This is a genomic window from Desulfobaculum senezii, from assembly GCF_054657395.1.
Genome location: NZ_BAAHYU010000003.1, coordinates 281171 through 295580, shown reverse-complemented (window position 1 = coordinate 295580; position 14410 = coordinate 281171). Strand labels below are relative to the sequence as shown.

Annotated in this window: 13 protein-coding genes; 6 read left to right on the top strand and 7 right to left on the bottom strand. The window is 60.6% G+C overall.

The window, feature by feature from the left end; all coding sequences use genetic code 11:
* Positions 1–106 precede the first annotated feature (106 nt).
* Positions 107–1342, bottom strand: a complete 1236-nt coding sequence (locus ACYQ2T_RS10460; RefSeq protein WP_459898806.1) for an ISL3 family transposase — start codon at positions 1340–1342, stop codon at positions 107–109.
* Between the two features lie 660 nt (positions 1343–2002).
* On the opposite strand from ACYQ2T_RS10460, the gene tyrS reads away from it, so the two are divergent.
* From tyrS to ACYQ2T_RS10440, 4 genes are all read left to right on the top strand, one after another.
* A complete protein-coding gene (gene tyrS, locus ACYQ2T_RS10455; RefSeq protein ID WP_459900407.1) occupies positions 2003–3259 on the top strand; it encodes a tyrosine--tRNA ligase in 1257 nt (418 codons plus the stop codon).
* Between the two features lie 149 nt (positions 3260–3408).
* Complete coding sequence (locus ACYQ2T_RS10450) at positions 3409–4257, top strand: 4-hydroxybenzoate octaprenyltransferase (protein WP_459900405.1); 849 nt, start codon at positions 3409–3411, stop codon at positions 4255–4257.
* 137 nt (positions 4258–4394) lie between these two features.
* A complete protein-coding gene (locus tag ACYQ2T_RS10445) occupies positions 4395–4724 on the top strand; it encodes a DMT family transporter (protein WP_404843862.1) in 330 nt (109 codons plus the stop codon).
* Positions 4725–4864: 140 nt separating this feature from the next.
* Positions 4865–5272: a rhodanese-like domain-containing protein gene (locus ACYQ2T_RS10440; RefSeq protein WP_459900404.1), complete on the top strand. Its 408-nt coding sequence runs from the start codon at positions 4865–4867 to the stop codon at positions 5270–5272.
* Between the two features lie 420 nt (positions 5273–5692).
* On the opposite strand, the gene ACYQ2T_RS10435 is transcribed toward ACYQ2T_RS10440, so the two are convergent.
* The 6 genes from ACYQ2T_RS10435 to ACYQ2T_RS10410 all read right to left on the bottom strand — a co-directional run bounded on the left by ACYQ2T_RS10435 (position 5693) and on the right by ACYQ2T_RS10410 (position 9655).
* Positions 5693–5938, bottom strand: coding sequence for a hypothetical protein (locus ACYQ2T_RS10435; protein WP_459900402.1), 246 nt, complete (start codon positions 5936–5938; stop codon positions 5693–5695).
* A 330-nt stretch (positions 5939–6268) separates the two neighbouring features.
* Positions 6269–6562, bottom strand: a complete 294-nt coding sequence (locus tag ACYQ2T_RS10430) for a hypothetical protein (protein ID WP_459900400.1) — start codon at positions 6560–6562, stop codon at positions 6269–6271.
* Between the two features lie 66 nt (positions 6563–6628).
* Positions 6629–7249 carry a hypothetical protein gene (locus ACYQ2T_RS10425; protein ID WP_459900399.1) on the bottom strand — a complete coding sequence of 207 codons (621 nt, stop codon included), beginning with the start codon at positions 7247–7249 and terminating at the stop codon, positions 6629–6631.
* Complete coding sequence (locus ACYQ2T_RS10420) at positions 7246–7692, bottom strand: universal stress protein (protein ID WP_459900398.1); 447 nt, start codon at positions 7690–7692, stop codon at positions 7246–7248. The genes ACYQ2T_RS10425 and ACYQ2T_RS10420 overlap by 4 nt, the downstream gene beginning before the upstream one ends.
* Positions 7693–7834: 142 nt before the next feature.
* On the bottom strand, positions 7835–8005 hold the full coding sequence (locus ACYQ2T_RS10415; protein WP_404843868.1) for a hypothetical protein: 171 nt from the start codon (positions 8003–8005) through the stop codon (positions 7835–7837).
* Between the two features lie 9 nt (positions 8006–8014).
* Positions 8015–9655, bottom strand: a complete 1641-nt coding sequence (locus ACYQ2T_RS10410; protein ID WP_404843869.1) for a YeiH family protein — start codon at positions 9653–9655, stop codon at positions 8015–8017.
* 242 nt (positions 9656–9897) lie between these two features.
* On the opposite strand from ACYQ2T_RS10410, the gene ACYQ2T_RS10405 reads away from it, so the two are divergent.
* A complete protein-coding gene (locus ACYQ2T_RS10405) occupies positions 9898–12333 on the top strand; it encodes a c-type heme family protein (RefSeq protein ID WP_459900396.1) in 2436 nt (811 codons plus the stop codon).
* Positions 12317–13735: a sigma-54-dependent transcriptional regulator gene (locus ACYQ2T_RS10400; protein ID WP_459900394.1), complete on the top strand. Its 1419-nt coding sequence runs from the start codon at positions 12317–12319 to the stop codon at positions 13733–13735. The genes ACYQ2T_RS10405 and ACYQ2T_RS10400 overlap by 17 nt, the downstream gene beginning before the upstream one ends.
* Positions 13736–14410: the final 675 nt, after the last annotated feature.

Here is a 14410-nt window from a genome sequence, read left to right as displayed (position 1 = left end):
GGGCAGGTTCTCTTGTCTTTTCTTGTTCTTTCTCTTTTCCTCATCCACGCCAAACAGGGATTCTCACCGCCCTTCACACACCGTCAACGCCCCCAAAAAAATTGGTTCATCTCCCAATTCCGGGGAAGGCTGCTCTGATTTTGAGAAAGAAGTACTCGTCGTCGAGAAAGCCGTAGGCCATCCGTTTGATCACCTTGATCTTGTTGTTGATCCCTTCGAGTAGGCTGGTGTGTAGCGGATATCGGCAGTGTGAGATAATGCCCGAGATGTAGGGTTTGAGGCGCTTAGCGAATTTAATGAGCGGCTCGACTCGGCTTTGCATGGCGCGGCGGTACCAACCTTTCCAAAACCGCTTGGCAGCTTTGGAGTATCGGTAGTCCCAGAGTCGCTTCAAATCCTCCTTGAGGATATAAACCTTCATCAAATTTTTGTTGGCTCGAAGCAGGTCATAGAGCCGGATTCGATCTTCCTGTCGCATGAGATTCTGCCTGTTGCGCAGGAGCAGCCATCGTGAGCCTTTGACAACCTTACGGGCGTCTTTGTCATGATTGAGGCGATTGGCCTCATCGTTTCGGACGCGGTCGATTACTTCTCGGCCATACTTGGCAACGACATGAAACAGATCGTAGACGATCTCGGCTTTCGGGCATTGCGCCTTCACCTCGGCGGCATACGCACCGTTCATGTCCATTGCAACGGCCTCAATTCGGGCACAACCATCACGGCCAAGCAGTTCAAAGAATGGTCGGATGCTCTCCCGGCTGTTGCCTCTTCCTACCCACAGAACCCGCTTGGTGTAAGGCTCGACGATGATCGTGGCGTAGCGATGTCCTTTGCGGATGGCAAACTCATCCATTGCGACAACCTTGACGCCTTTCAAGTCAATGGGATTGAGTTTTTCCGCTAGGTACCGCTTGTCGATTGTCTTCACGGTCTTCCAGTTCAGGCCGTAGCATTCCGCGATGTGCTTAATGGGAAGTATGCGGCAGAGCCGAACAACGGACTCGGCCAGCCGCCTTGTGACACGCGAATACCTGTCGAGCCAAGGAAGCTGCTCCAGCTTTGGTCCACAGACGGGACAATGGACCCGACGCCGGATAACGAGCAAATGCGTTGCCGCGTCGAATACAGGCAAGTCACGAACCCAGCGTTCGACATAGTCGTGAACTGCGCAGACAAGCCTGCCGCACCCGCTGCATCTCATTCGCCTTCGCCTGATTGGAATCAACTCGATCCAGACTTCGGGGTGCTTCCGAGCTTCGCTGGCTTCAAGACGCTGAACAGTTCCAACACGATACCCTTTCCAGTCTCCCAACAACCGGGTAATCTTGCCCTTGGACAACGGTGCCCTCCTTGTAGCTCTCGTCTGTTGTGCAACTGTCGAGATTACTGAGGGTTTCCGTTGTCCTCAATTTTTTATGTTTCCCCCGGAATTAGGAGATGAACCAAAAAATTCTCCCCATCCACACGGACGAGAGCCGTCAGGGGTGACGACTGTCCCATAAAAGGCACCCGGCCTGTGCGCACATGGGATTTTTAAGGGCCCACGGCCCTTAAACCTGCGGAGCAAAAAAACTCTCGCCGACCACCGCCACTCTTCCCCTACACCCACACCACGCCCCCATTCTCACCCCGACGCCCTTGCGCGTCAGCAGCGCCCAACGCAGGCGCAGGGGGATGCGCGGCGGGCGCGTTGTGCCCTTGGATTTGACTCTCTTGGCGCCACGGGCTACAACCACAGGCCGTATCTCCGACATTCTGGGAATGTATGATGCAAAATATACATATTTCACGATTCATCTTCCGCACCGCCGTTTTTTTACGGTCCTCCTTTCCTGGGGCAGACGTCATGTATGGCCGTCTGTACACCCAGAGTCTGTATTGCTAGCCCGGCGCACTCACCGGGACCGGCGCCGGGCGTATACAGCGTCCCTAGTCTTTCATTCTTTCACCATATGACTTTTATCGCCCTGACGGGGGCGTTTTTGAAAAGGACAGACCGATGAATATCATCGACGAGCTGAAATGGCGCGGCCTTGTTTTCCAGACCACTGACGAAGCCAATCTCCGCGAGTACTTTGAGACGCCGGGACGCACGCTGTACTGTGGCTTTGACCCTTCGGCCAAGAGCCTGCACGTGGGCAACATGGTGCCGCTTTTGGCGCTGTTGCGCTTTAAGCGCGCGGGGCATAAGCCCATGGCGCTGATGGGCGGCGCCACGGGCCGTATTGGCGACCCCAGCGGCAAGGACCAGGAACGCCAGCTGCTGGATTACAGCATCATTGACGGCAACATCGACGCCATCCGCAAGCAGGTGCACAAGCTGTTTGGCGACGACACCGAGGTGCTGAACAACTACGATTGGATCCGCAAAATGGACCCCATCGAGTTCCTGCGCGACGTGGGCAAGCACTTTACGGTGAACGAGATGATGCGCAAGGAGTCTGTCCGCCAGCGCATTGACCGCGACGAAGTCGGCATCTCCTACACCGAGTTCAGCTACATGATTTTGCAGTCCTTGGACTACGATCACCTGTACAACACCAAGGATTGCCGCCTGCAGATCGGCGGTTCTGACCAGTGGGGCAACATCACGGCGGGCACGGAGCTTATCCGCAAAAAATCCAGCGGCGAAGCCTTTGCCCTGACCTTCCCCCTGCTGACCACGGCCAGCGGCGCCAAGTTTGGCAAGTCCGAAAAGGGCGCGATTTACCTTGATCCTGAAATGACCTCCCCGTGGGAGTTCTACCAGTTCTGGATCAACGCCGACGACCGCGACGTGGTGAAGCTGCTGAAGTTCTTCACGTTCAAGACGCAGGAAGAGATTGAAGAACTGGCCAAGCGCGTGGAGGAGGCTCCGCACCTGCGCGAGGCGCAGAAGTCTCTGGCCGCTGAGATGACCATCATGATCCACGGCGAGGACGAGCTGAACAAAATCCTCGGCGCGGTGGACGTGCTGTTCGGCGGCGGCGACATTGCCACTGTTGACGTGGCAACCCTGCGCGCGGCCATGCAGTCGGCCCCCAGCGTGCAGTACGCGTCCAACTCCCTGCCGCAGTTGGCGGACATGCTGGTGGACCTTGGCATTGTGAAGTCCAAAGGGCAGGCCAAGAAGGATATCTCGGCCGGCGCTGTCCGCGTGAACGGCGAGCAGATCAAAGACATGATGCACAGCCCTGCCGCAGATGACTTTCTGCACGGCGAAGTGCTGCTGCTGAAGAAGGGCAAAAAGCACTACGGGCTTGTGACCCTGAACTAATTTCGGCTCCCCACCGCATGGTGGCTGTGGGGAGTCGTCCATGAATCTCTCTGACCGAAAGCGGCCCTGTGGCCGCTTTCGGCCATTGTACGGACCACGCGTTGGCGCTACGCGGCATTCTGGCCGAGGCCACGCGCAAGGAGGCACTGATGGAAAAGTTTCTCGCCCTGTGCAGGATGGTAAAGATTGAGCATTCGGTCTTTGCCCTGCCCTTTGCGTATATCGGTATGTTTCTGGCGGCTGACGGCTGGCCGGGGCTGCGGGTCTTTCTCTTTCTCACTCTTGGCATGGTGGCCATCCGCTCCTTTGCCATGGGCTTCAACAGACTTGCGGACCTCAAGATAGACGCCCAGAACCCGCGTACACAGGGCCGCCCCCTCGTCACTGGCGAGATTAGCGTCCGCGAGACCGTCATCTTCCTTATCGCCACCGCCGCCATCTTTGTGGCGGCCTGCGCTGGGCTGAACAGCCTGTGCCTGACCTTATCGCCCGTGGCGCTCTTTGTGGCGGGCGGCTACAGCTACATGAAGCGCTTCTCCATGCTGTGCCACTACTGGCTGGGCAGTGTTCTTGGCCTGTCGCCCCTTGCGGGCTGGCTGGCCTATGACCCCACGTTCACCCTGCCCGCCGTGCTGTTCTTCTTTGGCGTGACCTTCTGGGTGGCCGGATTCGACATCCTCTACTCCTGTCAGGATATGGAATTCGACCGCGAACACGGCCTGCACTCCATCCCGGCGCGCCTTGGCATCCCTACGGCGCTCACCCTCAGCTCGTTCAGCCATATCATCACGGCCATTTTCTTCGGCCTTGCTGGCTGGGCGGCGGGCATCGGCATATGGTACTATCCCGTATGGGCCGCTGTGGCAGGCATTCTCGTCTACGAACACCGTTTAATCTCGCCGGAGGATATGAGCCGTGTGAACATCGCGTTCTTCACGCTCAATGGCGTCATATCCGTTGTGCTGTTCGTCGGCGTTATGCTCGGCATTTTTCTGTAAGCCCACGCTTACACAATTGTTCCACACAGGCCGCCGAGGGGAACTTCGGCGGCCTTGTTGTCTCCAGACACCTGCCGCACGCAGGCCACGTACTCAACGAAGAACGCGTTCTTCCAGACATTGACGGGAGCATCCCTATGAAATGGGTCTACCTCCTTCTCTCCATCATCTGCGAAGTGCTCGGCACCTCCGCACTCAAGTACGCCTCCATGGGCGGAGCAAAGGCCATGTGGGGCATCATCGCCACCACGGGCTTCTACGTCGCGTGTTTCTGGCTTATGATGCGCGCCATGCGCTACTTTGACCTCGGCATCATGTACTCCACATGGTGCGGGCTGGGCATCGCCCTTGTCGCCGTCATGGGCGTGCTCTTCTTCGGCGACGAACTCACCGCCAAAAAAGTGCTGTTCATGTCCTTCATCGTTGTGGGCATCATCGGCCTGAACCTCAGTGGATCAACGCATTAATCCACACGTTTTCCACAGCGCCATCCGCAATTTGCGGCGGATGGCGCGCCCTCCCCTTGCCCTCCGCCCCCGTTTCCGTCCATAATCCACTATCCCCAGACCGTTCCCCCGCGCCCGCCACCACCGCATACGGAGGCACCATGAACGTCAAAGTCCTCATCATAACCGTCATTGTCCTCATCCTCGCTTGGGACGGCCTCGTCCTGCTTTTCGGCATCAAACAGACCCCGCCATGGGCCCTCAAGTCCGCCCTGCACTCAGAAGCGCCGCCACTGCTCATCGACGTCAGGACGCCGCAGGAATTCCGCGCCTTCCACATCCCCGGCGCCATCAACATCCCCGCACCCGCCCTGCCACCGCAGCCCATCCTCGACCAAATGCGCACACGCCACGCCGTCATCATCTGCATGACCGGCCACCGCTCACCCATCATGGCATGGAGACTGAAACGCCACGGCGCAGCCAACGCCTCCAACCTCACATGGGGCATGGCCGGGTGGCTCCTCAGTGGTGGCAAAACCGCCAGCGGCGAAGGGCCGAAGAAATAAAGAGAGCCTCCGGCGGCTCAAGGGTGTGACACCCTTGAGAATCCCCAGGATTTTCGGGGCGGAAGCCGCCCCGAAAATAGGGGTGGGTGCGGGGGCTCTTGTCTTGTTTTTTTCCCCACCACAAACAGGGATTCTCACCGTCCTGCACGCGGCGACAACGCCCCCCCCAAAAAAACTCTTCCATCCACACGGACGAGAGCCGTCAGGGGTGACGACCGTGCCATACAAGGCCGCCCGGTCTGTGCGCACATGGGATCGTTAAGGGCCCGCGGCCCTTAACCCTGCGGAGCAAAAAAACATTCGCAGCACCTCCCCCCCCATGGCTCGCCGCAAAAAAAGCCCCGGCGAGTGCCGGGGCTGAGGAGGTGAGATGGTGCTTATGTCCTGCCGCGCGCATTCGCGCGTGACTGGGTGGTGGTCTTAGAAGTCGTACCAGGGCCATGCTTCTTCGAACTTTCGTTCCTGAAGGGTCATGGCATCCTTTCCGTACTTGCGGCGCTTGGAGGTCTGCACGCGGGTGTTGCCGAACTTGCCTTGCAGGCGGCGGGCTTCTTCGTTTTCGCCGTCAAAGCCGAGACGCTTGATGTGGGGCGCTTCTTCGTAGTGCCACTGAAGCAGTCTCTTGCCGATACGCTGCCTGTTCGCAATTCTTTCTCTATCGATCATGGTTCCTCCCTTACACGTTTCCAGTTGAAACACTTGGAACCTTAGCCGCAGTTCCACGGTATGGCCGGACGCGCCCGCTGTCTACGGCCGATACCCGCGCTTTTCCGGCGATTTATCGTATGGCGTGCGACGGCGCGGCGCGAATGCGAGAGTTCTCTTGCGCTGTCGATTTTTATGCGAAAAGGTGCGCTGTATGGCGGTGGAATATTGGGAGCTTCGGCGGTAGCTTAAGGAGTTGTCAGCCTCAACGAGACGCCTCGACATCACACGTGAAACAGCCGGAATCCGCTTGCGGGTCCCGGCTGCTTTCTTGTGGTGCGGTGAGAATGCTTAAAAGCCGCGGGCGCTCTGTACGCGCGACTCGCGGTAGCTGAGATGATCATTGCGCCGCCATGTGGCGTAGACGGACGCGGTGGCGATATAGAGGGCGAACACCACGGCCAACCCGGGGTTCGTCCAGAGAATGTCGGCCTGCCATGCTCCGGATGGTAGCACGGCGGTCTGCAGGAAAATGCCGGGCCAGTCACGGCCTTGGCCCATGAGTTGATACAAAATGACGGGCATGGACCCAACGTAGCAGATTGCGAAAAACGACCACCAGAAGTGCCGCATCCAGTTCCGCATGTTCTTCCTCCCTTGGCCTGACCGCTGCCCCTGCTAACGCGGGGACGCAGCACCTGTGCGGCGCGGCTACAGCGTGACGTAGGCCCAATAGCCGACCCCAAGGGCAACGATGAGCACCATCTCCATGAGGGTCAGCTTAATCATAAACAGACTGATGCGCCGCTGTGGCGGGGACATCCTGAGCCAACACCGGCGCATAAAAAAGCGCCAAAAGATGCCCGCTGGTCCCCGCGCGACGCACACGCGCAGATACTCGCGCAGACTGCGCAGCCAATAGAACGCCCACTCCTCGGCCTGCGAACCGGACAGCGTGATGTCCGCATCACCGGTGAAGGCGTAATTGAACAGGGTGTTGCACTCGCCGGACTGCGGGCGGGCCATGATAGCCACGCCAAGGGGCGCGATGTGCGCGGCCCAGCCGGTTTCGTCCACGTGCATGTCGATATCCGCCACGAAGGAGACGTCGAGCAAATGGTCGTAGATGTGCATGGAGCCTTTCTCATCGTAGGACAGCTCCCAGTGCGGGTTGAGGCGCGCCAGCGTGGCGGGCGTCAGGTCCTCCCAAAACGCCCTGTTCCACGGCAAATTCACCTCCGTCCACCCCGCGCGGGGCTGCATGAGCAGGCCCATGAGATCCTTAAAATGTCGGCCGGACGTATCTATCATCGTTTCAGAATACACGCTCATGGGGCCACCAGCAACGGACAGCCGAGCCGGGGGTGCAGCTTTTTCCCCTTGAGCCGGGCCTTGAACCCGGGCGTTCGGGTCTTTTGCCGCGCGCCGACCACGATGAGGTCCGCCCCGGCTTCTGCGGCGGCGTCCACAAGGGCGTCCTCCAACTCCCCAACCTTGCGCACAAAGTGCGGCGACAGGTCGGGATGCTCCTCCTGAATGCGTTCCCACACGGCGCTGACCTCGCGCTGAATTTCGCCTTCGACGTAGTTGGCAAAGTGGTTGCGCGTGGCTGAGGAATTGAGCCAATCGTCCCCTGTCATGACGTTCCAGTCGATGTTGACGATGGAGAGCACGGTCAGCGCCGCGCCGCACTCCCGGGCGAGGGACGCGGCCATGCTCTCGGCCTGACGCGCGCCGGGGGTGCCGTGGCTGGCCACGAGGATATTCCTGAACATCGTCGTTTCATGCCTCCGGGTTTGGGGTGATTGCCCCCGGCCCGCACGGGCCGTGTGCGGGCCGGGGAGACGGAATGAGGGAGGTGCATCCGGCCCGCCCTATGCAGGCCGAAAGTCTCCGCCAGCCGTCCTCATGGGACAGCTAAGCCATCCATTTGGTAAACAGCAGCACGAAGAAGACGACAACCAGCACAAAGCCAAGGGCCGTAAGGTCCTCGTTGCGTTCGGACTCGAACACGGACAGGGCGCGCTCTTCGTTCTGGGACTGATCGTCCTGCTGCACGTCGCAGTTTTCTGTACGAATCTCGCTCATATTTGCCTCCTACTTGAGCACGACTTCCTTCACGAACAGGATAACCACAAGGAAGGACAGCGTGGCCTTGGTCACACCGGAGATAAGCCCGATGGCCAGCGGCCAGCCGCCCGCCTGCGTGATGGCCTTGCGCGTGATTTGCATCCCAAGGCCAATGAGGCCGTAGGCGAAGAACCACATCATGGCGTCAGTAAGGGCCACAATGGTCTTGGACTTCTTGTGCACCTGCTTGACGGCGTGCTTCACGGCCGAGACGAGGGGCGCAGCAATGGTCAGCTCGCCGCCCTTCACGCGGGCGATGATGGATTCCAGAGCGGCCATACGCTTGCGGCCGGTGGCGTCGTACACGGCGTGGTTGTCCTTGTCGGCAAAGTCGCCGGCAATCTGGCGCTGGTGGGCCAGGTCGGCCAGTGCGGCGGCCTCATCCTCATGCAAACCGGGAATGCCTTGCGCCACGGCGCCCTTGATGACCGTGAGTTCTTCCGGCGTCACCTCGGTGCGCTGGTTGTAGGTAAAGTCGAGGTACTTGCCCTTGTAGTGACTGGGCGGGCTGAACAGCCCAATGGAGGACATGAAGAACAGCAGCAGGAAGCCGATGATGAACAGGGGGAACTTGTCGATGACAACTTCCTTAAAGGTGAGCCGCTGCCCGGACTGACGGCCGTACCAGCCGGCCAACACCAAAACGATGATGGGCAGGAACAGCACGCGGGTGATGTTGAAGATTTCGCCGACCTTGAGGGTCTTGATATCCACGGCGTTGTAGGCGAGGCAGGCCGCCGCAACCTGTGCGGAGTTCAAAATGCCGGTGCCCGCCCATGCGCCAAACTGCGTGGGGGACATGCCCACCAGCTTGCCAATGGTGGGGAAGGCGAACATGCACAGCACGCCAAAGCCGAGGATGGTCCCGATGGTGTAGGCCATTTCGGAGCAGCGGGCGCGGACCACGGGGGCGCAGGCCACAGTGGCGGACACGCCGCACACGCCCATACCGGCGGAGAGCACGCCGCTCATGGATTTGGGCTGTCCGAACACGCGGCCAAGCCACAGCACCATAAACACGGTGCCCAAAACGAAGAAGCCGATCATCCAGATGGAGGTCATGCCCAGCTTTGCCAGCTCGGCAAAGGAGTAGCGGGCACCCAGCAGGATGACGCCCATTTTCAGGACGAACCGGGCGGTCTTCACGCCGGACGCCGCAAAATTCGGGATGCCCCATGTGTTGGTGATGACGATACCCACAAGGATGCCAAGGACCACATAGTTGAGGTTGAGCACCTTATGGATTTTGAAGCCCAACACGGGCACAAGGTTGGTGGACATGATGGTGATGAGCGGCTCCGCAAACCAGCGGATGCCCATGGCCAGCAGCATAATGAACAGGATGCCGGGGATGGTGTTCACGACAAAGATGTCGAAGTTGCCGACAGGTTTGTCCTTGCGCATGTTCAGGATGAGTCCCGTGACCACGCCGAGAAAACCGCCAATGTACCCAAGGTAGATCATGGTATCCATGGCCTTGTGCACATGCAGCGCCTTCAGCGTGTCCGTAATGGCCCCGGTCTGCACCAAGGCCGCGTAGGCCAAAAGAATCACGCTGATGGCCCATACCGGTCCACTGCCGGGACGCGCCAGTTCGCCATTTGCCATAGCTAACCTCCCGTATGGTTTGTGAAACCTCCTCTCTTCGTCTGCCCGTTTACAGCAATATGTGTTCCAATATTCACAATCCGTATAATTGCTTTCGCAGTCGTCGCTTTCGCGAATCATTCGCCGTGCGTTTTGCAAACCCGAGGCAACACGTGTTGCCGCAAGAACGCACCCACCCCTTGCGTCAGCCGCAAAGGCCGTCTACTGTGCGCGTGAACCATTGACCCAAACACCATGAGCCCATGAAAGTCACCCGTCCAAAGAAGCTTCAGACTAAGTTCCTGCTCGGCCTCGCGGGCATCGCCCTCGGCGGTGGTCTGCTCTTTGCGTGCGGGCTGTACTTCCACCTGCGCACGCTTCTGGAGACGGAAGTCGCCAGCAAGGCGGACATGATGCTCAATCAGGTGGAGGCGGTGCGAACCTACGTCCGCAGCACCCTGCGCCCCGCCATGTACCGCGCCCTGCCCGAGGACCAATTCATCATCGAGGCCATGAGCACGTCGTACATCTCACGCAAGGTCATGGACGGCATGGCCACCACGGGCGCGCTGAGTCCGCACTACCGCCGCGTCGCCATCGGCGCGCGCAATCCCAACTACGAGGCCACCCCGCGCGAGCGCGAGCTCGTCCAATATTTTCAGGACCACCCGGGCAAGCGCACCTTCTCCGGGTTCGACACCATCGACGGCCAGCAGTTCTATATTACGGCCCGCCCGGTGAAATTCGTCTCATCCTGCATGAACTGCCACGGCGAGCCGGGCCGCGCGCCCAAGGAGCTTATCCAGCGCTACGGCAACACCCGCGGCTTTGGGCATGATGTCGACACCATCGGCGGCGTCACCGCCGTCACATTGCCCGTTGGCAGTGCGCTGTCACGCATCCGCGGGGCAACGCTGGGCTATATCTCCCTTGCCATCGCTGGGGCGCTGTTATCCTTTGGCATCGTGAACATTTTGTTCAACCGCGTGGTGGTGCATAACCTGCGGCGGCTGACGGACGTCCTGACGGACCACTTCACCGAACAGGCGGATACCTCCGTCCTCACCCAGCTGGGCGACGGCGACGAGATTGAGGACGTGCTCCACGGCGTGGAGGAACTGGCCTCGCACCTGTCACAGGCGCGGCGCGAACTGGAACACTACGCCGTAAACCTGCGCCAGATGGTGGACGACCGCACCGCCGACCTCTCGCGCGAGGCCATGGAACGCCGCACGGACGTGACGCTGTTCGTGAATATCCTCAACACGCTGAACGTCAGCCACACCCGCCGCGAACTGCTGGAAGCCGCCCTCCCGCGCATTGGCAAACGCTTTAACGCGCGCAAGGCCGCCTTTGTCTGCACGCTGGCCTCGCAGAACTACTACTCGTGGCCCAAGCCCGGCGTGCAGCCACAAAAGCCGGACAACTGGAGCGAAGTGGTTGCCAGCGGCGAGCCCCTGCTCACCTACGACAGCGCCTTTATCCCGGTGCGTTCCTCGGAGCACACCGTGGAGGGCTACTTGTGCCTGTACTTTGACGACAGCGCAGACACCGAGCCCGGACAGGTGCGCGACATCCTTGTGGCGCTGGGGCAGCAGCTGGGCATTGCCATGGAAAACCTCAGCGCGCTGGACACCCTGCTGACGCAGAACGACCTGCTCGGCTCCATCTTTGAGGGCATTGCGGACCCGCTGCTGCTTATGGATGGCGGCTGCAACGTCATTATCGCCAACGAAGCCGCACGCGCCCTTGGCGAATCCGCCATCAGCCCGCAGGCCTATGTCGACGCCGTGCCGCCGCTGTTTGGCCTGTCGCGGGACGAAGGCGACACCTGCCCGCTGCGCAGCGTTATCGCAGGCGGCCAGCCGCTCTCGTTTGAGCGCGAACTGCCGTGCGGGCGCTCCTTCCAGATTTCCATCTACCCCGTACGCGGCGCAGAGGCGAGCGACAGCCGCGCCGTTGTCTACGCCCGTGAGAACACGGCGGAAAAGCAGATGCTGGCCCAGATGCAGCAGAGCGAAAAGCTCGTCACCGTAGGCAAGTTGGCCGCCGGACTAGCGCACGAAATCAACAACCCCCTCGGCGTCATCGCCTGCTACGCGGAGCTTCTGCGCTCCGGCGCGGAAAAGGACGACGACCGCGCGGACGTGGACGTTATCCTGCGCCACACCAAGCAGGCCCAGCACGTGCTGCAGGACCTCCTGAACTTTGCCCGCCCCCGTTCGGCTGGCAAAGGCCCCAGCGACCCCGGCGAGGTGCTGCGCATGCTTGGCGACGTCTTTACCGTTCAGGCCGAAGCCCGGCACGCCCGGCTGGTCATGGACGTACCGGACGCACTGCCCCCCGTGACCACGGACCCCATTTCGCTGGAGCAGGTGCTGTCCAATCTGCTCATCAACGCGCTGGACGTGGTCCCGCGCGACACGGGCGAGGTGCGCGTGCACGCCGAAGCCACGCCGGACGCCGTGCGCATTGTGGTGGCCGACAACGGCCCCGGCATTCCCAAGGACATGCAGAGCCAGATTTTCGATCCGTTCTTCACCACCAAGGATGTGGGCAAAGGCACGGGGCTTGGCCTCGCCGTGGTGTTCGGCCTGATGCGCGACATCGGCGGCACCATCACCGTTCACAGCGACGGGGGCGCACGGTTCACCCTCACTTTCCCCATCTCGGAGACAGCAGATGACATTACCGCATAATCAGGACGCCACGTCCGACGCCATACTCATCGTTGATGACCAGCACGACTTTGCGCGCGGGCTTTCGCGCCTGCTGACGCGCGAATTTCCAAAGACGCCGTGCTTCACCGCCACCAGCGGCGAGGAGGCCCTGTCCATCCTCGCTACCCAGCGCATCGCCCTCATGTTCACGGACCTGCGCATGCCCGGCCTGTCCGGGCTGGACCTGCTCCAGCAGGCCCTCACCGCCGACCCAAACCTCACAGTGGTCATGCTCACGGGCTACGGGTCCATTGAATCTGCCGTGGAAGCGCTGAAAGCCGGGGCGTATGACTTTCTCACCAAGCCCGTGGAGCCGGACGACCTGTTCCGCGCTACGGCCAAGGGCCTTGAGCGCGCCCGTCTGCTGGGTGAGAATTCCCGTCTGCGCAGCCTTATGGCCCAAAGCGAGCTCAGCGCCAGCCTTATCGGTGAATCCGCCACCATGAAGCGCCTCAAGGACTCCATCGCCGCCGTGGCCGTCAGCGACTACACCGTGCTCATCACCGGCGAGTCCGGCACCGGCAAGGAAATGGTCGCCCGCGCCATCCGCTCCATGTCCTCGCGCTCTGCTGGGCCGTTTTTGCAGGTGAACTGTCCCGCCATTCCCGACCAGCTGCTGGAAAGCGAGCTCTTCGGCCACGTCAAGGGCGCGTTCACCGGCGCGGACCGCTCCCACAAGGGCCTGTTCGTCTCCGCCAACGGCGGCACGCTCCTGCTGGACGAAATTGGCGACATTCCCATGAATATTCAGACAAAGCTCCTGCGCGTGTTGCAGGAGCAGGAAGTGCGCCCCGTCGGTTCCAGCCAGTCCGTGCGCGTGGACGTGCGCATTCTGGCCTCCACCAACAAGGACCTTGAGCAGAAGATGAAGGACGGCCTCTTTCGCGAGGACCTGTTCTATCGCCTGAACGTCCTCAGCGTCTATGTACCGCCGCTGGACAAGCGCACCGAGGACATCCCGCTTTTGGCGCACCACTTCCTGACGCAGGCCTGCCGCGAGCTGCGCCTGATGCCCAAGGAAATCGCCCCCGAGGTGCTCGCCTACCTCGCCAGCCGTCCGTGGCCGGGCAACGTGCGCGAACTGCAAAACTTCATGCGCCGTCTTGCCGTCTTCTCGCAGGGGGATGTCATTGATCTACCCTTGGTGCGCCTGTCCGAGTCGCGCCCCGCCGAGGAGGACCAGCCCGCAGGCCTGCCGCCCTACAAGGACGCCAAGGCCCGCGTGATGGACGAATTCACCCGCAACTACGTCACAGAACTGCTCAAGAAGACCAGCGGCAACATCTCCGAAGCCGCGCGGCTCTCGGGTCTGGAGCGCGTTTCCCTCCAGAAGATTCTCAAACGCCTCGACATCCACGCGGCGTCCTTCCGCAGCAGTTAGGTGGGCGTGCGCGAGTTTTCCACAGCCAGCCCCACCCATTTTGCCCTGTGGCTCCGCTTTTCCGCGCCACAGGGCCATGGCTCCCGCGTGGGCGGCGGGTTTCTCCACGGCAGAATAATGCGCAAATGTCACTGCCACAGAAGGAATTTCACTTCTCGCACTCTTCCAGAGGGGGTAAAGCGGCCACGGCGCCCGCGTGTCCAGGCTGGACGTTTTCCACACCCAAAACCGCGCCAGATTGTGTTGCAGCGCGCCTTTCGCATTATTCTCCGTCACCACGCGTTAACATGGAGCCTTTCTCCACACCCTTTGCCCCATTCCTTCGCCCCCGCGCAGCAATTTTCGCCGCCCCACAGCGCACTACGCCGTCCGATGCGCCACGTCTCTCTTGTGGAGAACGTTCCGGCCTTCCCTTGTTCTGACGCAACAGGCTCCAGCATCTTTAGCGCCGCACGCATCCCCAGCAACCCACTGTATTGAGCAATCACCCCGTGCATAACGTCAACGCAGTTCTTCGTCGCGTGCATTCCTCACCAAACCCGTTCTGCACCCCGCGAGCGCCGCATCCCGCCCTTTCCCCCGTCCCGCAGGCGTCCGCAGCAATCGCTTTTTCCCAAGCGTCATAAAACGCTACAATCAAAACGATTGCGCAAGAAAAAATATTGACAGACAATT

What these genes read in the sequence shown, in the direction of transcription:
- ACYQ2T_RS10430 (WP_459900400.1), bottom strand. Translation starts at nt 6,562, where the DNA reads ATGCGGAACTGGATGCGGCACTTCTGGTGGTCGTTTTTCGCAATCTGC.
- ACYQ2T_RS10445 (WP_404843862.1), top strand. Translation starts at nt 4,395, where the DNA reads ATGAAATGGGTCTACCTCCTTCTCTCCATCATCTGCGAAGTGCTCGGC.
- ACYQ2T_RS10415 (WP_404843868.1), bottom strand. Translation starts at nt 8,005, where the DNA reads ATGAGCGAGATTCGTACAGAAAACTGCGACGTGCAGCAGGACGATCAG.
- ACYQ2T_RS10440 (WP_459900404.1), top strand. Translation starts at nt 4,865, where the DNA reads ATGAACGTCAAAGTCCTCATCATAACCGTCATTGTCCTCATCCTCGCT.
- ACYQ2T_RS10435 (WP_459900402.1), bottom strand. Translation starts at nt 5,938, where the DNA reads ATGATCGATAGAGAAAGAATTGCGAACAGGCAGCGTATCGGCAAGAGA.
- ACYQ2T_RS10450 (WP_459900405.1), top strand. Translation starts at nt 3,409, where the DNA reads ATGGAAAAGTTTCTCGCCCTGTGCAGGATGGTAAAGATTGAGCATTCG.
- ACYQ2T_RS10405 (WP_459900396.1), top strand. Translation starts at nt 9,898, where the DNA reads ATGAAAGTCACCCGTCCAAAGAAGCTTCAGACTAAGTTCCTGCTCGGC.
- tyrS (WP_459900407.1), top strand. Translation starts at nt 2,003, where the DNA reads ATGAATATCATCGACGAGCTGAAATGGCGCGGCCTTGTTTTCCAGACC.
- ACYQ2T_RS10425 (WP_459900399.1), bottom strand. Translation starts at nt 7,249, where the DNA reads ATGAGCGTGTATTCTGAAACGATGATAGATACGTCCGGCCGACATTTT.
- ACYQ2T_RS10410 (WP_404843869.1), bottom strand. Translation starts at nt 9,655, where the DNA reads ATGGCAAATGGCGAACTGGCGCGTCCCGGCAGTGGACCGGTATGGGCC.
- ACYQ2T_RS10420 (WP_459900398.1), bottom strand. Translation starts at nt 7,692, where the DNA reads ATGTTCAGGAATATCCTCGTGGCCAGCCACGGCACCCCCGGCGCGCGT.
- ACYQ2T_RS10400 (WP_459900394.1), top strand. Translation starts at nt 12,317, where the DNA reads ATGACATTACCGCATAATCAGGACGCCACGTCCGACGCCATACTCATC.